Source organism: Paenibacillus sp. PvR133 (assembly GCF_017833155.1).
Taxonomy (GTDB): Bacteria; Bacillota; Bacilli; order Paenibacillales; family Paenibacillaceae; genus Paenibacillus; species Paenibacillus polymyxa_B.
Genome location: NZ_JAFIBS010000001.1, coordinates 43,390 through 61,012 on the forward strand (window position 1 = coordinate 43,390; position 17,623 = coordinate 61,012).

General features: G+C 46.5%; 16 protein-coding genes. 6 read left to right on the forward strand and 10 right to left on the reverse strand.

Going from position 1 to position 17,623, the window contains the following annotated elements; translation table 11 throughout:
- Nucleotides 1-92 precede the first annotated feature (92 nt).
- The 3 genes from trxA to JOE49_RS00200 all read right to left on the reverse strand — a co-directional run bounded on the left by trxA (nucleotide 93) and on the right by JOE49_RS00200 (nucleotide 3,248).
- Nucleotides 93-410 carry a thioredoxin gene (gene trxA / locus JOE49_RS00190; RefSeq protein WP_010347861.1) on the reverse strand — a complete coding sequence of 106 codons (318 nt, stop codon included), beginning with the start codon at nucleotides 408-410 and terminating at the stop codon, nucleotides 93-95.
- 125 nt (nucleotides 411-535) lie between these two features.
- Nucleotides 536-1,483: a primosomal protein DnaI gene (gene dnaI / locus JOE49_RS00195; protein WP_209940367.1), complete on the reverse strand. Its 948-nt coding sequence runs from the start codon at nucleotides 1,481-1,483 to the stop codon at nucleotides 536-538.
- Between the two features lie 247 nt (nucleotides 1,484-1,730).
- Nucleotides 1,731-3,248: a replication initiation and membrane attachment family protein gene (locus tag JOE49_RS00200; protein ID WP_028541451.1), complete on the reverse strand. Its 1,518-nt coding sequence runs from the start codon at nucleotides 3,246-3,248 to the stop codon at nucleotides 1,731-1,733.
- A gap of 344 nt (nucleotides 3,249-3,592) precedes the next feature.
- Between JOE49_RS00200 and hemQ the strand changes: the two genes are divergently transcribed.
- Complete coding sequence (gene hemQ / locus JOE49_RS00205) at nucleotides 3,593-4,372, forward strand: hydrogen peroxide-dependent heme synthase (protein ID WP_023990152.1); 780 nt, start codon at nucleotides 3,593-3,595, stop codon at nucleotides 4,370-4,372.
- Between the two features lie 187 nt (nucleotides 4,373-4,559).
- Here the strand turns inward: hemQ and JOE49_RS00210 are convergent, their stop codons facing one another.
- The 4 genes from JOE49_RS00210 to JOE49_RS00225 all read right to left on the reverse strand — a co-directional run bounded on the left by JOE49_RS00210 (nucleotide 4,560) and on the right by JOE49_RS00225 (nucleotide 9,007).
- Nucleotides 4,560-5,726, reverse strand: a complete 1,167-nt coding sequence (locus JOE49_RS00210; RefSeq protein ID WP_160789619.1) for an ABC transporter permease — start codon at nucleotides 5,724-5,726, stop codon at nucleotides 4,560-4,562.
- Nucleotides 5,723-7,060, reverse strand: coding sequence for an HlyD family secretion protein (locus tag JOE49_RS00215; protein WP_209940368.1), 1,338 nt, complete (start codon nucleotides 7,058-7,060; stop codon nucleotides 5,723-5,725). The genes JOE49_RS00210 and JOE49_RS00215 overlap by 4 nt, the downstream gene beginning before the upstream one ends.
- Before the next feature lie 113 nt (nucleotides 7,061-7,173).
- Nucleotides 7,174-7,680 carry a MarR family winged helix-turn-helix transcriptional regulator gene (locus JOE49_RS00220; RefSeq protein WP_209940369.1) on the reverse strand — a complete coding sequence of 169 codons (507 nt, stop codon included), beginning with the start codon at nucleotides 7,678-7,680 and terminating at the stop codon, nucleotides 7,174-7,176.
- Between the two features lie 136 nt (nucleotides 7,681-7,816).
- Nucleotides 7,817-9,007: an NAD(P)/FAD-dependent oxidoreductase gene (locus JOE49_RS00225; RefSeq protein WP_209940370.1), complete on the reverse strand. Its 1,191-nt coding sequence runs from the start codon at nucleotides 9,005-9,007 to the stop codon at nucleotides 7,817-7,819.
- Nucleotides 9,008-9,244: 237 nt separating this feature from the next.
- Here JOE49_RS00225 and JOE49_RS00230 point away from each other — a divergent pair, with 237 nt between their 5' ends.
- Nucleotides 9,245-10,249, forward strand: coding sequence for an NAD(P)/FAD-dependent oxidoreductase (locus tag JOE49_RS00230; RefSeq protein WP_023990157.1), 1,005 nt, complete (start codon nucleotides 9,245-9,247; stop codon nucleotides 10,247-10,249).
- A 162-nt stretch (nucleotides 10,250-10,411) separates the two neighbouring features.
- Here the strand turns inward: JOE49_RS00230 and sda are convergent, their stop codons facing one another.
- A complete protein-coding gene (sda, locus tag JOE49_RS00235; protein ID WP_007431918.1) occupies nucleotides 10,412-10,555 on the reverse strand; it encodes a sporulation histidine kinase inhibitor Sda in 144 nt (47 codons plus the stop codon).
- Between the two features lie 282 nt (nucleotides 10,556-10,837).
- A complete protein-coding gene (locus JOE49_RS00240) occupies nucleotides 10,838-11,494 on the reverse strand; it encodes a YheC/YheD family protein (protein ID WP_209940371.1) in 657 nt (218 codons plus the stop codon).
- Between the two features lie 217 nt (nucleotides 11,495-11,711).
- Here JOE49_RS00240 and JOE49_RS00245 point away from each other — a divergent pair, with 217 nt between their 5' ends.
- Nucleotides 11,712-13,247, forward strand: coding sequence for a Ppx/GppA phosphatase family protein (locus tag JOE49_RS00245; RefSeq protein ID WP_160789072.1), 1,536 nt, complete (start codon nucleotides 11,712-11,714; stop codon nucleotides 13,245-13,247).
- On the opposite strand, the gene ppk1 is transcribed toward JOE49_RS00245, so the two are convergent.
- On the reverse strand, nucleotides 13,207-15,315 hold the full coding sequence (gene ppk1, locus JOE49_RS00250) for a polyphosphate kinase 1 (RefSeq protein WP_028541444.1): 2,109 nt from the start codon (nucleotides 15,313-15,315) through the stop codon (nucleotides 13,207-13,209). The two genes, JOE49_RS00245 and ppk1, sit on opposite strands and share 41 nt — an antisense overlap.
- Before the next feature lie 307 nt (nucleotides 15,316-15,622).
- Between ppk1 and JOE49_RS00255 the strand changes: the two genes are divergently transcribed.
- From JOE49_RS00255 to JOE49_RS00265, 3 genes are all read left to right on the forward strand, one after another.
- Entirely contained in the window at nucleotides 15,623-15,868 is a 246-nt protein-coding gene (locus tag JOE49_RS00255; RefSeq protein WP_007431922.1) for a hypothetical protein, read from the forward strand.
- A gap of 200 nt (nucleotides 15,869-16,068) precedes the next feature.
- A complete protein-coding gene (locus JOE49_RS00260; RefSeq protein WP_160789075.1) occupies nucleotides 16,069-16,731 on the forward strand; it encodes a futalosine hydrolase in 663 nt (220 codons plus the stop codon).
- Nucleotides 16,732-17,589, forward strand: a complete 858-nt coding sequence (locus tag JOE49_RS00265) for a 1,4-dihydroxy-6-naphtoate synthase (protein WP_209940372.1) — start codon at nucleotides 16,732-16,734, stop codon at nucleotides 17,587-17,589.
- The last annotated feature ends 34 nt before the right edge of the window (nucleotides 17,590-17,623 follow it).

Below are 17,623 nucleotides of genomic sequence, written 5' to 3' on the forward strand. Positions count from 1 at the left end.
ACAAAAACGCCCCCGGTATTTACAACCGGAGGCATTGACCTTTCATGGCCGCTCCACCAAGCCCCCGCGGGAGCATGGGTCACATGCGATGATTATTGGTGTTTAGTAAGCATGCTTTTCAGCGCTTCTTTGGAGTTCAGACCTACCACTTTATCAACAGGCTGTCCGTCTTTGAAAACGATCAGGGTAGGAATACTCATCACGCCGAAACGGGAAGCAGACTCTGGATTTTCATCCACGTTCACCTTCGCGATTTTGACGCTGTCGCCAACTTCTGTGGACAGATCCTCCAGAATGGGAGCGATCATTTTGCAAGGACCGCACCATGGCGCCCAAAAATCAACCAAAACGGTTCCTGTGCCTTCGACTTCTGCGTTGAAGGATTGATCGGACACGTTAACAATTGCCATTGTATGTTCCTCCTTTATAGAAAAGTCAAGATTATTATAACCTGTAATGTCTGTTTCGACACCTTTTAATTATATCACAATAGTCTTTTAATTGTAAGATATCAAAATAGCAGACGGATAAACGCTTACCCCCGCTGATTTTTTCCCTTTACGGTAATGACATCTACAAAAGGACGAATCCGGTCCATCAAGCGTTGTCCTTTGTACATTTCCTCTCCGTCCTTGCTCGTAAAGCTAAGATGCTTCTCCAGCCCCTGCAATGAATAATTGGAAGTATAAAAGGTCGGTTTGCGATTCATTCGGTAATTCAGTATGGAGCCCATCACATGGTCCCGTACCCACGGGCTTAAATTTTCAGCACCAATATCGTCAAATACGAGCAGATCACAATTTTTGAGCATTTCGGTCGTTTCCTTCAGCTTCTGCCCGTCCTGAATCATAGACTTTAAGTCCTCCACAAAATCAGGCATATACACGATCACACCGTTCAGACCCGACAGAGCCAGCTCGTGCAATAGATAGCCCATCAAAAAAGTTTTACCCGTACCAAACGTACCCTCCAGATACAGTCCTTTTTTGGATAGACCCTGACTTTTCGTTTCTTCAATATAACGGAATAGCTGTGTGACGGCAGGCATACGTTGTGAATCTTTGCGCGCAATTTCAAGAGCGTTATATCCCTCCAGAAGGGCGCGTTCATCCACATAAAAGCTTTTAATTCGCTGACGCACCCGTTGTTCATGTTGGGAAGCAACCAACTTCGCACATGGGGTCCGAATGTCCACGATTTCGGCTGTTCCATTCGGATATTCCACGGCCAGCTTACAAAAGTGGCCCTGAAAATCGTTAGGACACCGTTCCAGCCCCGGACAATTGTCGCAATTTCGACGATCCCGGGCATACTGAAAGAGCATGCTCATGTTGAGTCGCAATTGTGTTTCGTCCACATCAGGATGCGCAGCACAAAACTCCTGCACGAGCGGATCATTTAGAACTTGATCGGCTACATTGCGAGTGCGCTGGCGAAACGAAGGGTTCTGCATCTGCTGTAGCAAATCGCCCAGTGATTCCAAGAACGCTCCTCCTTTCTAAAATGTGCAGAGTTATGGGGGAGACGCTTCGCGGATGGATCATTCTTACGATCGCTGTTGCCACCAGATTTTTTCTATCGTAATAGAAATTTAAAGGTGAAAATCCGGTGGCAAAGGCGAACGCTATCGCTTCTCCAGAACGATTCCATCCGCTCCGCTACTGACCGCCATAAAGTCGACATCTATTTGAATTGGCTTCGCTTAATAGTTTCATAAAACCTAAAATTCACTAGACTTTTTTCTGTTTTCCGGATTGCATTCGTTCGGCCAGACGCAGCAGTTCATCCAATTCTTCCTCAGATACAGACTCCTCGGAAGGGTGATCCTGAACGATTGGAATGGATGGCTTGGCTGGCCCGTTATTTTTGGCATATGCGCGGGATCGACCGCCGGAAGGAGAAGCAGAGGACTGTTTTCCTTTTACCTTGGCTTGATCCCTTATATATTGAACGGCTTTTTCGTAAGTGTTTACCTGCTTAAGCAGCATGTTGGAAGCAACGGCCTCGACAAAGTTTCGGTTAATTCGCTGATCGCTCCCCGATACGAGCAGTGACATCAAATAATGGATCAGCACATTGATGACTTCACCGGGCAGCTTATAGCTGATATCAATCTTCTCAAATATATCCAGCAGGTTACCGGGAACCGTGCCGGGGAAAAAGGTTTGCAGCAAACGGCGATAAGGCTCGTTGCGCAACATCATATTATATTGGTGAATGTCACACTTGGCTGTGAATTGTGGTGGAACCTCCACATAAAATTCCATTTCCACAGCCTGTTCTGCAGGCGGCTCTTCAGGTGTGGAAGCTTCTCTTTGGCGCAAGGCGACCACTTTGGCGGCCTGTACCTGCTGTTCCTCCTGACGCTTCCGATCCTGTCTGGAGTGCTGACTAGCCCGAAGCTGAAGCTCGTCAAGCAACAAGTCGCCTGCTTCGGTAAAAATACCATCCTCATCCAGCAAGCGACTAATATCCTGTACAGAAAGGTCAAATTTGCGAACAACGTAATTGACCATGCCTAACTGCTCGTGTTCAAACCGGAGACGCTCCACGTGCTTGCGATTGGCAGATTCACGCGGAAAACGGAGAATAATATCTGCATAATTCAATGCTTCCTCCGATTCTGACGCTAGTGGTCCAGTCTGACGGCTAGTGGACACCTCGGACAGCGCCTGTTCCAGTTCATAATCTATAACATGGGTATTCAATTCAAATAACTCGTAGAAAGGAATCGAAATATTTTCTTTATTATAGGAAGATTGCGACCATTCGCTAGATTCCCTACTCCACAACGATTCTCTCAGAGAAAGCACTGCAAACTTACCGATTTTGTCTCTCAACAAAAGGGTGAGATGCTGCGTTCTGAAAAATTCAGCAGGTGCGAGCGGCGGCTGCATCTCATATTCATACATATAGTCGTCCGTTTCGGGTGCATACAGCCTGGACGTCTGTAATAGACCGACGGCCTCCAGCTTGGAGGTCTGTTCAATCAAATACTTGCGTCCCTTCTCACTCGGCTCCAGTCCCAGTGTCAGAAAAAGGCGACGCTGCTGTTCCAACGGCGAATAACCGACTTGTCCGACTGGCACATGCTGGAACAACAGTCGATACAGACTGACCGCAAATGCGCCTACCATCGGCTGATAGACGCTTCCCAGCATCAATTCATCCAGTGCGCTCAAGCCAAATTCCCGATAAACGCAGTAGCGGTGGTTCTCAGTATAGTGCAGCAGGTTTTTCATCCGCATTCCAACATTCTTCCTTTCCTGACATAACGGTCTCCAAGATGTTTTTCTATTCTATCATACTTGCCTTCTCGTGGGACCAACAAAATAAGGGCAATTGTTCTCCTTTTTGGCAGCCGTATTCGTCTGACTTCTACTTTTTTCGAGAATACTAACTATTTTAAGACTTTGTGACCTGTATCATGGTAAAAATAAAATTCTTCACACTTCTTTCATTGGTGAAAAGCTTTACTTTGAGCTACAATATAATGGTTAAGCATCACGTATTGGATACAGGAATGATATAAGGAAGTACACATATTTCGGCTAAGCTGATTATCATTTACAGACGTAAAGGAGTGTAGATCGTGAGTCAACATCAACCTCAACAAACCCCAGCAACTCCCAACGAAGTAGCCTCCACACTGGAAGGCTGGTATGCGCTTCACGATTTCCGGTCCATCAACTGGACAGCATGGAAGACCGCAGACGATGAAGAGCGCGCCGGAGCACTGGACGAGCTTCAAGAGTTTATGAAGGAATGGAACGTTACCGAGGAAGCGGGTCTGGGCAGTTCAGCTGTCTATACTGTTGTCGGACAAAAGGCTGATTTTGTCATGATGCACCTGCGCGAAACGCTGGAAGACCTCAATAAACTGGAAAATGATTTTAACAAAACAACCTTCGCCAAATATACAACCAAAACCTATTCTTATGTGAGTGTGGTGGAACTAAGTAATTATTTGAGCAAAGATGAAGATCCAATGCAAAATCCACAAATCGTCGCACGCTTGAAGCCTGTATTAAACAAGGCCCGTTATATTTGTTTCTATCCAATGAACAAAAAACGTGACCTGGACGACAACTGGTATATGCTTTCGATGGACGAGCGTCGCACCTTGATGCGCAGCCACGGTTTAATTGGACGCAGCTATGCTGGCAAAGTAAAGCAAATTATTTCCGGTTCCGTCGGCTTTGACGATTGGGAATGGGGCGTAACACTGTTCTCCGATGACGCACTTCAGTTCAAGAAGCTAATCTACGAAATGCGTTTTGATGAAGTCAGTGCCCGTTACGGTGAATTCGGCTCCTTCTATGTCGGCAGTGTGTTAAATGAAGAGACATTTGAAGACATGTTGAAGCTGTAAACCATAAGCGTCGGAACTATGTCGCAACATACAATCAAGGATTCCGCGAACTCCCACTTTCGGGACGACGGAATCCTTTTTTATAAGACCTAAAGCTATAATAGAAGAGAAAAGGCCCCTCACGGGTGCCTGATTAAATCGTATTCTTTATGATTGCCAGGTCATAACCAAGGAATGATATCTCTGATTATTGCAGCACAGGCTCGCCCCCTACGGATGTATCCTCACTTTTCGCCAGCTTTCTTTTCTCCAAAGCGATCAGGATAAAGATAATAAGCAGCAAACCACTTAGTAAGATCAAAAAGCCTCCCAACTCGGGAATAAAATATTTTAAGCTTCCACCTTTAAAGCCCATACCTCTCAAAAACTTGAAATGCCAGGTCAATGGGAGAATGTTACTTACATATTGCAGCGATGGAGGCAGCATAGCCACTGGCAATTGAGCGCCGCTCAGTAAAAACGAAGGCAGTATAATTAGCATGAGGCGTGGGGAAGCTTTTCCAGGATTGGCCGCATTCCACCCTAAAGCCATCGCAAACAAACCCAACGTAATCGTGTAGAGGAGAAATGGAATACTGAGCTGCCATACATTCGCTTCAAAGCGTAGTCCGCCAATTTGCTTGAGCAAACCAATGGACAGGTAAAAGGACACACATCCTACTAACGCATACGGCAACACCCTAAGAATCAAGCTATACGAATGCTGAAGCTCCTCTTTTAATCTTCCTTGCTCCCGCAATCGCGGGACAATTGTCAGTACAGTAGCACCAATCAGTGAAATCATGACCGTATTAATGAACCCCATAACCGAGGTCATCAAAGTAGCATTGGTAGGATTATATAACAGGCGCTGCTGAAGCAGCATATTGGAAGTAAGCCCTGTAACCTGACTGTCACTCATTCCCATACCCTTTAATCCACCACCAGCCAGCATCGCATTTTCCGTCGCCATAATCTCTGTGACTGCCGAGCGTAGATTTCCAGTAGCCTGACCTACCGTATTATCTACATAAAAACCGATGTTGCTCTGAACTCCTTTAATCCTATTTTCCTCCAACCCAGCTGGAAGGTAAATCACCGCAAAAAACTTTTCATTATATAAAAGTAAATTCGGATCGGTTTCGTTCTCTTGCACATGGCGTACATCAATATACTGCGATGCATCTAATTTATTAATAAGCTGTCGGCTATAACTGCTATGATCTAAATCGACTACAGCTACAGAGGCATCGTTAAGCTGATTATTTTTAAAAACAAATCCAAAGGCTACAGCTACTACGATAGGAACGAGCAGCATGATAAAAACCATCTTGCCGCTGATCATCAGCTTCCATTCTTCTATAAACGCCTTCATTTCGTCACAACCTCTACCGTCATTCCAGGCAATAATTCAGATGTGCGCTGGACATCCACCCGTACTTGGAAGGAGCTTATATCCGACAGACCTTTGTCCCGACTCATTCTCATGTTGGTATACTGAGGGGCAGAAGTAATGTACCTCACCTTGCCTTGGACATCTTTATCTAAAGCTACAACGTGCGAAGTCACATTTTCCCCAGCTTTAAACTGTGATATGGAATCCTCGCCCACATAAATATCGTAGTATAGCTGATTGGTTTCAATAACGGCGCCCGTTGCCCCCGTAGAAACGATCTCTCCCATTTTAGGTACAATACGTGCCACTTTACCATCTGTAGATGCCTTCAGCACCATACGTCCGCGCTGCAATTCCAAAGTTTTGAGTTGAACACTCAATGCCTGCTTTTGTTGAGCCAGAAGATCCACATTGTATTCGCTATTCTTAACATCTTTTCGTGTTTGCGAGGTTTGAGTCAAGGCTTCCTTGGCTTTTTCTGTTTTGATACGAGCCTGCTGGCGTTCCTCAGCAGTCGCGCCAGCCTCCATTTTATCCAAAGCGGTTTGCTGCTGAGCGATCCCATTTTTAGCAATGTCCGATTGTTTGCTAGCCGCTGTAATCTGGTTATTGGCAATTTCAACCTGATCCTTAGCTGTATCTAACGCGATTTGGGCATTATCCAGTTGGTTTTTGGCGTTATCCAGTTCTGCTTTGGTTCCAGCTCCTGCATCATATAACGCTTTGATACGGTTGTAATTCACTTTAGCCAAGTCCAGAGCCTGTTGTCTGGATGATACTGTTTTTTGTGCGATTTCCGCATTTCTTTTGGCTGTCTCTACTCCTGTCAGAGCTGCGTCCAACGATTGCTGTGCTGCTTCAATAGCCAGCTTTTGTCTTACAATATCCTCCGCACGTGTGCCTTGGTTTAATAAGGACTCTCCCGCTTGCGCGGCTTGAATGTCCAATTGCCCCTGTTTTTCTGAATTCGAAATTTTCTCCGACTGATTTTGCAACCCGTCTTTAGCCTGTTTTATTTTCACATCAGCCTGTGCGATATCCGTTTTTAATTTCTCAATTTGCAAATCAAGGTCTACAGGATCGAGGGTCATGAGCACATCCCCTTTTTTCACCTGTTGTTCTTCCCTCACCTCAATCGTGTTTACTCTTCCCCCTACGCCCTGAAAAGCAACATTCACGGTATCTGCCGTAAGCAGTGTATTTTTTTGTTGGGCTGCCATACTCACAGCATCCTTGCCGCTCATTGCCATTAGCGTACCCCCGGTACCTAACGCGACAACAAGTAAAACGTACACGATGATCTTTTTGTTCATTACAATAAACTCTCCTTCATGATGATTTAGCCAATGATAGTTAAAAATAATAGTCAAAAACAAATAAGGAGCCTGATAGTACGACGTCTAACTATTTAAGCCGGGAAATTTGATTATTCCTGTTTTATCCGTTCAACACCTGAGGAAAGCTTCTGTAAGAGTGTTGCAAAAAGATCATGATCCTCCTGCGTAAATTCATTCATCAAATCCGAAAAAAGCTGAATGAACAGTGGAATTCTTTCCGTCATTAACTGTTTTCCTTCATCAGTCAAAGAAATCGCGGTCATACGTCGATCCGACAACGTACTTCTTCGGATGATCCCGTCCCGTTCCAGCTTGTCAATTACGCTGGTTACTGTTGAACGTGTAACTCCGGAATACTCAGCCAACTCGGACGGAGTTAATGAATGGTCATACAAATACAAAGGCATTAGAATTTTAAGATTTCCAATAGATACCCCATACTCAGACAGTCTGGAAGACACCCCATTGTACACCTCGTGAGCTGTCTGCACGAAAAGTACTAACGTATTCAACGATCGGGAATCCACATTTGGAAACTTTTCAGTCAATAAATTTATTTTCCTGGGATCAGCATTGATGTTAAAATCAGAATTCAACGTGAAGGTCCCCCTCTATAATTTGTAACCATACTATACGTCGCCATATAGTTATAAGTCAATACCTTTTTTTTGATTACCTCTACTTAAAAAGGTCTCCAAGCTCCTGTATTGGAGTCGTGGAAACCTTTCTGCCTTAGAAAAACCGTCCCTTTTTCAGCACTAGCGGAATCCCGCCAATGATGAACAGATAGCGGATATCTACGATTTTTTTCAACTGTGCTGCGATCCAGCCTTTTATTTTGCGTTTGCCCACCACGGCGACGGCTTCGCCTTTTCCAAGAGAAGCAACCGTCCCTTTGTTGGAAAATACAAACTTGTGCAATTCCTTTTTGCGAAGAGTAGCTGCCAGATTCTTGGCACAAAGGACCCCTTGCTGCATCGCAATTTGAGCTGTCGGTGGATAGGGGCGTCCTTCAGGATTAAACATCAGGGAGCTGTCCCCGATAATGAAAATGTCATCATGTTCCGGTGCACGCAGAAAATCGTCAATTTTCACCCTACCACGCATCACTTCAAATCCGGCTTTCTCGATTAATCCGTTTCCACGGATCCCTCCCGTCCAGACCACCGTGCACGCTTCGATTTTCTCACCCTCACCAACGATTACACCATCCTGCAAGCATTCCTTAATCGGAATTCCAATGCGGAAGGTGACCCCCTTGCGCTTAAGGACATCCATCGCATATTCCACCAGCTCAGGATCGAACCCTGGCAGTGCCGTAGGAGCTGCCTCGACGTTAATGATTTGAATCCGGTTAAAATCGATGTCATACGCTCTAGCCAGCTGTGGCAAACGATCCGCCAACTCCGCTACAAACTCAATGCCGCTGAAACCAGCGCCCCCAACTATAAAATTGAGGCGACCTGGCTTACCGTCATTTTTATACAAGGCCAGCTGGTATTCAATATGCTCACGAATCAGGCGAACCGAGTTAATACTGCGAATCGTCAGCGCGAACTTATCCATCCCCGGAATACCGAATGTTTCGGGCTCCCCGCCTAGTCCGATGACCAAATAATCGTAGGACAGCGAGCCATCCTCCAGCACGATTTTTTTCTCCTTTGGTATGATTTCCTTAACCGTTCCTTTGACTAAATCCACCTTGAACTCATCGATTAGCTGCGCAATTGGAATCCTTGAATGTTCAATCGTATCTGTACCTGCCGCAGGCATATGAAGATGTGTCGTAATATAGTGGTAATCATGACGGTTGATCAGCGTGACATCCGCCTCATTGTGCTTGAGCTCCTTTTGCAATTGCTGTGCCGTCAATATACCGCCATATCCGGCGCCCACAATGACAATTTTGGGAATACTGCTCATGCTTCTACCCCTTCCGATATACATAATCATTAATTGTTCACAGCTGTTCTCTCAAAACGGTTAATTTATACTCACAGAAAAGTCTTCATCAAATATTAACCGCTTTAACTTTGCAAGCGGAACCCAGCAGTTTATAATGATAAACAGTGAATCATGCGTTCGGCGGCTATCTGAACCTCTATGCGGCTGATTCAATATCTACAAATCCCATACTATCCCTTTCGGAGGTGTTTTAGAGTGACAGCTCAATCCACAGGTGCGGAAATCCGCGATCTGATTATTATCGGAGGCGGTCCAGCCGGTATTTTCGCCGCTTTTTACGGGGGAATGCGTCAGGCGTCCGTCACCTTAATTGAAAGTATGCCCCAACTGGGCGGCCAGCTTGCAGCCCTTTATCCTGAAAAATATATCTATGACGTCGCTGGCTTTCCTAAAGTGACTGCACAGGAACTGGTTAACAATTTGGTTCAACAAATGAACCACTTTAATCCAGAGGTGCAGCTAGAAGAGAAAGTCGTATCATTAGAGAAAAAGGAAGAACGCCACTTCATCGTAAAAACAGACAAAGGTGGCGAGTATCATGGTAAAGCGGTTATTATTACCGCTGGTGTGGGTGCTTTCGAGCCGCGCAGACTGGAGCTTCCAGGTGCCGAACGTTTTGAAAAAACGAACCTGCATTACTTTGTCAGCGACCTGAGCAAATTTGCAGGCCGAAAAGTGCTAATTAGCGGTGGTGGTGACTCTGCTGTAGACTGGGCACTTATGCTGGAACCGATTGCAGAACAGGTTACATTGATTCACCGCCGTGACAAATTCCGTGCGCATGAACACAGTGTCGAAAACCTCCTCGCTTCCAAAGTAAACGTTATTACACCAACGGAAATTACAGAATTGCATGGAGAAGACACGATTACCAAAGTCACTCTTGCTCATGTAAAAACCAAAGAAACACAGGAAATTGAAGTGGACGATGTGATCGTTAACTTTGGATTTGTATCCACACTTGGCCCGATTGCTGAATGGGGAATTGAAATCGAAAGTAACTCTATCGTGGTCGACTCTCGCCAGGAAACAAATATTCCCGGCATTTTCGCCGCAGGGGACATTACGACCTATCCAGGCAAGCTCAAGCTGATTGCGGTCGGCTTTGGTGAAGCTCCTACGGCAGTCAACAACGCCAAGGTCTATGTAGATCCAGATGCCAAGTTGTCTCCCGGCCACAGCAGTAACATGAAATTGTAGTGTCTAGTTTAGACTATGACAAAAAAGGGTATTTTACTCCAAATTTGAATCTTTGGAGTGAAATACCCTTTTTTACGGTGTGCCTATTCGTTGCAGTGATTGTCTGTAAAGTCATTCGAACCCTGAATGACTTTACAGTCGCAGTACGAGAGCTTGTCCGGTCTAATGAAGGACTACGGCTGTATTCATCTCTAGATTTCTTTTGTGAATCTCAGCCAGCAACAGTGCAATGAAGTCACATTCAAGTTTAAGCTCGATTGCCATCTGATAGGAATCCAAAAGCATTTCATCCGTCAGCATAGCCATCCTCGACACAACCTTTCCTTTTATTTCAAAATCTATTCTATCAAAATACCAAAATCGGAACAAGCGTTCTGTTATCCACAGTCAATTGTGGAGATCCTGTGTATAAATTGTTGGTAAGTGTCGTTAACCCATATATGTGACAGGGGATAATGTGGACAATATTTATACACAGAATTTTGACGCTCGAACACAAAAAAAATATTTTTATTATTTATATAAATATATTATATTTAGCGTCTTGTTAATAGATTATATTGGAATTTTTTTAAAGAAATCAGAAATTTATTGAGGTCTTGTATTAACCTCTAAAATCCATACCCGTCCACTCTGATCAAGCCCGTAATCAAATCCCAGTTGTCCGATCCCAGGAAATCTTCTTTCCAGTACAGGAATACAGCGCTGTGTAAGTTGAATGATTTCGCGCCGCTTTTGAATAGCAAGCCGCCGGGGATATATCATCCGAAGCGCCTCTGTTCCCTTCAGCAAAGTTCCCCCTTTGCACAGATTTGTAATGACCAGTCCGGGACGAGCATGACGTGCAACCACCGCACGAAAATCCCATGTCTGCCCTTCCTTCACGACTTTGACTCGATAGTCGACAGGTCTACCTTGAATACTTGCCAGTTGGATGCCTTGTTGAATGAGATATGGACGTTGGATTCGGAGCTTATGGATTCCGAATACAAGTGCTCTAAAATGACTGAACCGATGTGTATGCTCCATACGCGTACAGGCGTATCCTCTACGCTCCTTTGCCACACGCATGACTCCGATTCCTCCGCCTCCTTTTACAGGTTTTATAAATACAAAAGCATGCCGCCGCAGCATCATGCGCAATTGATCTTCACTATATAGACAGGTTTCCGGTATATAAACGGCGGTATGTGGATCGTGCAGCAGCGCCTTCGTCTTTAGCCATTTGCTTGCAAGTTGTCTCATCTAACCCTCTCCTTTCGCCGTCAGGTATACTTATACATACTCAACAGGAATGTTCTATTCTTGGATGATTGTCCGCGGCATGTGTCTATTTCGACAAGATCATGGCGAACGGTAGCATGCACCGAACATCACTGATACAATGACAATAATCTACTACCATTTGCACGGAGCAGCGGAAATTACCGGCAAATCGTTTTTTCAACAAGGAGGTCAACTCATGAATAGCAAAATTGGCATCATGGACATTGGCTCAAACTCCATACGTCTGGTGATCTATGAAATGACAGAGACAGGAGCCTATCGAATTGTGCAGGAATGCAAAGAAGCTGCCCGACTGAGCGAAAAGGTTGGGGCCAACGGCCGTATGGAACGGGAGGCGATTCGAAGCATCGCTCCATTGCTGCGCCAATTTATGGCGGTATGCCATATGCACGGGGTTGTCCGTATGCGTGCAGCAGCAACAGCAGCCATCCGCAATGCCACGAATTCGGACGAAATCGTCCAATGGATCGCGGAGGAGACAAATTTAACACTGGAAATACTGAGCGGAGAGCAAGAAGGCTATGCCGGTTTTCTGGGAGTAGTGAACACTATGAATGTGAGTGACGGAATCATTATTGACATCGGGGGTGGCAGTACCGAAATTACGTTGTTCCGCGATCGAGAACGACTGCATACTGTGTCATTTCCCTTTGGCGCCGTCAATATGAATTGGCGCTTTGGACGTGAGGTCAAGAATGGCGAATGGTCTCCTCAGCAGATTGAGGAAATGGAGAGCTTTGTCCGTTCTTCCCTGCAAAATCATGATTGGATCTTCTCCAATCCGGGTCTGCCATTCATCGGGCTAGGTGGAACCCTGCGTACTTTGGCTAAAATCAATCAGAAACGACTGGATTACTCACTTCCTGTGACGCACCATTACGAAATGACGATAGAAGATGTCGATTACTTCTATGGCAGTCTGCCCCATCTGCCCTATGAAAAACGCAAAAAAACAGCCGGCCTGTCCAAGGACAGAGCCGACATCATTGTACCGGGTCTTATTATATTGAAAACGATATTTGAAGCTGCTCAAGGCTCCGCGTATTTGGTCAGTGGAGCGGGTCTGCGAGACGGCCTATTTCATGAGCTGGTCAACGCTGAACAGCCCGTGGTAGCTAATCCGCTTATCACATCCATTCGCAATATCCTTTCGTTTGCTGTCCCGGTTAGCGAAGCGCATGTCAAGCGGGTTAACGAGTACGCCGTCCGTCTTTATGACACATTAGCTAACGGAACCTCAGCTGCTATGGACAAGCGCTTGTTACTGACCGCAGCAACTCTTTACAAGACGGGGGCTGCCTTGAATTATTATCATTTCCGCCAGAATTCCGTGTTCTGGATTTTACATGCAGGCATTGGCGGTTTATCCCATAGGGAAACGGTACTAGCCGCGTTGATCGCGGATTACCATCCCAAGAACCGGACTCCCCGTTTGCTACGCACACATGCCGATATTTTGGAGCCTTCCGACGAGGAACGTGTACATCGGCTCGGCTCGCTGCTCCAGCTCGCGATTGGCATGGATCGGAGTGAGTCGGGAATGATTACCAGCATCAATCCCACTACAGGGGATGACGCACTGCATCTTCGTCTGGAAAGCAAGAGTGAACCCATATTAGAACAACGGGAGCTAGAATCGGTTGCCAAGGATTTCCAAAAGGCATGGAATCTTACATTGTCGTGGTCCATTCTACCTTCTTCCAATTTCTAACCTTCATCGCTTCAGATTGGCTCCTGATGGGAGCCTCTTTGTCGTTTCTGGACACAAATTGATAGCTGCCGTTAGGCATAAGCTGGCGTGCCTTCACATTATCTCTTAACGATAAATGCAGAATATCTGCCAGCATTTCTTTGATCCCGTCATCATAAATCGGGCACATCAGTTCAATTCGGCGGGTCAAATTGCGCGTCATCCAATCTGCGCTGGACAGAAACAACTCGGAATTGCCTCCATTTTCAAAATAAAACAATCTGGAATGCTCCAGGAAGCGGTCTACAATACTGATGACACGTATGTTCTCGCTGAATCCTTCCACACCCGGACGCAAACAGCAGACCCCTCTAATGATAAGATCAATCTTCACACCTGCTTGGGAAGCCGCATATAGTTCATCGATCATCTCCTGATTGGATAAGGAGTTGATCTTGGCAATAATCCGGGCGGGCTTACCTGCCAATGCTTGCTCAGCTTCCCTACGGATGAGTTCAAACAGCTTGTTCTTCATTCCCGTTGGAGCCACCGTAAAAGCTTGCAAAGTCTTGAGCGCAGAGAATCCCGTGATTTCATTAAACAGTTCGGAAGCATCCTCGCCAAGTACCGGATCTGACGTAAACAATCCGATATCCGTATACACGCGCGCCGTGCTTTCATTATAATTGCCTGTGCCTACGTGCACATATCGTTTGAGTGCGTTGCGCTCATGACGTATGACAAGAATGATTTTGGCGTGCGTCTTCAAGCCAACCAGCCCATACACTACGTGACAGCCTGCTTTTTCAAGCGTACGCGCCCAGGCAATATTACGTTCCTCGTCAAAACGGGCTTTCAGCTCCACCACCACCGTTACCTGCTTGCCCGATTCGGCCGCACGTGCCAATGCCGGAATCAACTTCGATTCCCCGTTGACACGGTACAGGGTCATTTTGATTGCCATCACATCCGGGTCCTCTGATGCCTCAATGATAAAATCAGTTACCGCATCGAATGATTCATATGGATGGTACACGAGCACGTCCCGTTTGCGAAGTACGTTGAAAATATCCTCTTGCGGGGGCAGTTCTTCCGGATACAGTGGTTTGATTGCCGGAAATTTCAAATGCGAATACCCCTCCAAATGATCGGCAAAAGACGACAAAAACGTCAGATCCAACGGCCCGTCCATCTCAAACACATGATCGAACAGCTTGAATTCGCGTTGAAGCTCCATCAGGGCATAGGGATGAATCCCTTTTTCTACTTCCAGTCTAACCGGCGCCCCCCGGCGTCTTCGACGCAGCTCTTTTTCAATCTCTTCGAGCAAATCTTCGATCTCTTCTTCATTAATGGATAAATCGGAGTTACGCGTAACACGAAAGGCATGAACTGCCTCCGGAACATATCCGGTGAACAGCGTTTGGATGTGATGCTTGATTAGTTCCTCAATTAAAATAAATGATTTCTTCTTGCTGTTCGACCGCAAAGGCACCGTAACAACACGTGGAATATTCGAAGGCACCTGCACAATGGCAAAAAGTGGTTTATCCTCCTCTGTATCCCCGGGACGTCTCAAGACGACCGCTAAATATACGTATTTATTGTGAACGAGTGGAAAAGGACGGCTCTGATCGACCGCCATCGGCGTGAGCACCGGAAATATAATTTCATGAAAATATGCATCCAGCGACTTGCGCTGTGTCGTATTTAAGTCTTCATATTCGAACAGTAAAAGACCCTTTTTCGTCAAGAGGCGAGAAATATCACGATAGGTCCGGTATTGTTCCGATACCATTGAGACGGTACGCTTGATCAGGCGTTTGTACAAACCGGAGGGGGTATATCCCGTAAAATCCTTTTGCATAAAACCCGCCTTGATCTTCTCGCGCGTCTCTGCAACACGAACAGCCATAAACTCATCCAAATTGCTAGATACAATCGCCAAAAATTTGGCTCTCTCCAGCAACGGTGTATCTGCATCCTGAGCTTCCTGAAGCACACGGCGATTAAATTCAATCCAGCTTAAATCTCGGTTAAAGTAACGTTCTGACCCGGCTTTATCCTTATTCTGACTCTCTATCAACATATGGCCTCCATCAATTCATGCAGTATAGTTACCCTTTATTGTACTATTAGATGAAACGCACTAGCATCACAGCAGTGTAAACGCAATGTAAAATGTGTGTAAACACAAACTGGATGTTTGAAAAGGTCAATCGGATGCTTTACAAAAATAGCATTAAGCGGTACAGTGTTTACGTCTGTTTCATAGAGTAGATTGACGAACCGTTCCTTTTTCAGTTGTTTATGTTCATTATGATGTGTAGTAACCACTTAGAAGCCACGTTCAATTGCTGATTTTTAAATGGCATGATATAGGGAGGATTTACGTTATGGAACCCAAGAAAACGCCACGCGTACTGCAAAAAAACATCGAATTTTTCACCGCGGCGCTGTCTCAACACCTCGTTTCGGTCTGGCAAGAAGACCCTACAGGTGTATACTGTGAGATTGGCTGTGGATATATCGAGTTATTCAGTAGCGAGATGATTCGGGTGCGCAATCAAGATGGAACCCCAAGCCATTATGACCGCAATATCACCATGTTTCAGTTAATCACGAAGGATCAGCCGATATAATTATTATATGCTATGCCTGCGCTGTTCTTCCAGATTAGAATTGTTTTATGTTACAATTACCGATTTTCATATCTGCTGAATCCTGCAGTTTTTCCAAAAAGCGCCTCAGAGCGCTTTTTTTGTCGACTTTTTTTGAACATCGTTTCGAAAAGCAGTATGATAAGGGAGCATATTACCTAAATTTAAAGGGGAATCAACCGATGGAGCATACAACATCAGATGGACGCATCCTGGTTATGACCGCGGTTGAAGGCGAACGGGAAGCTGTACTGCGGGGCCTGAAAGGCGACACCCGTTTTGTGGTCGAGCTGGCTGGCGTGGGCGCACCGTCCGCAGCAGCTTCAACCGTGCTAGCACTGGCGGCGGCTGGTGACTACCGGCTGGTTATCAGCGCCGGAATTGGTGGCGGCTTCGTGGAGGTCGCTGCACTGGAAAGCGTCGTTGTTGCTGACGCGATCATTGCCGCCGACCTGGGTGCCGAGACGGCAGAGGGCTTCAGCAGCGTGGACGAGCTGGGTTTCGGCTCAAGCCGAATTGCCGTGAATGTTGCCACCGCGCAGCGATTCGTTCAGGCGTTGCGTGCCGCTGGACAGACAGCTGTCGCGGGGCCGATCCTGACCGTTTCCACAGCCACCGGTACGGCGGCAACAGCGGAACGGCTGGCCAAACGCGTTCCCGGAGCTGCTGCCGAAGCGATGGAAGGCTACGGCGTAGCCGTGGCGGCAAATAGACTGGAACTGCCGACGATGGAAATCCGCACGATTTCCAATGCTGTTGGTCCGCGTGACCGCGCAGCCTGGCGGATTAAAGAGGCTTTGCAAGCGTTGGAAGCCGCATTTTCTACATTAACGGAGGTTATATAGATGCAAATTGCTTTTTCACCTTGTCCCAATGACACTTTTGTCTTCCATGCCCTGGCGCATGGATTGATTCCGGGCGTACCCGCGCTGGACATTACATTTGCCGATATCGACATCACCAACAATCTGGCGATCACACCAGACGGACTGGATATCATGAAAATTTCGTATGCTGCACTCCCTTGGGTGCTGGATGAATACGCCCTGCTGCCTTGCGGAGGCGCACTGGGCCGGGGGTGTGGTCCGCTCGTGCTGACCAGGGAAGGTTCCACCGTCGAAGGCCCGAAAGCCCTATCCGGCAAGCGTGTAGCCGTTCCGAGTGAACGTTCCACTGCCTATCTGCTGTTCCGCCTGTGGGCAGCCAAGCATGTGCCTGGGGGTGTCGGCGAGATCGTCGTGATGCCGTTCGACCAAATCATGCCTGCTGTCCGTGACGGGGAGATAGATGCCGGACTGGTTATTCATGAAGCACGGTTCACGTATCCGTCCTACGGACTTAGTAAGCAAGTCGATCTGGGGAACTGGTGGGAAGAAGATACAGGGCTGCCGATCCCGCTCGGAGCTATCATTGCCCGCCGTACGCTAGATCTGGATGCGATCACAAACTGGATACGCGCCTCTGTCGAATATGCTTGGAAGCATCCTGAAGCTTCGCGTGAATATGTATTGTCTCATGCGCAGGAACTTTCACCCGATGTCGCCCAATCGCATATCGACCTTTACGTAAACGATTTTACCGCCAATCTGGGAGACAGCGGATATGCCGCCATCGAAGCTTTGCTTGGTCGCGCTGCGCAGGAAGGGCTGGTACCTTCGTTTGATTTAGCCCAACTGCGCCCTACTTTTATAACAACACGTTAAAAGGGACAGACATGCCATGCATGTTTTCATGCTG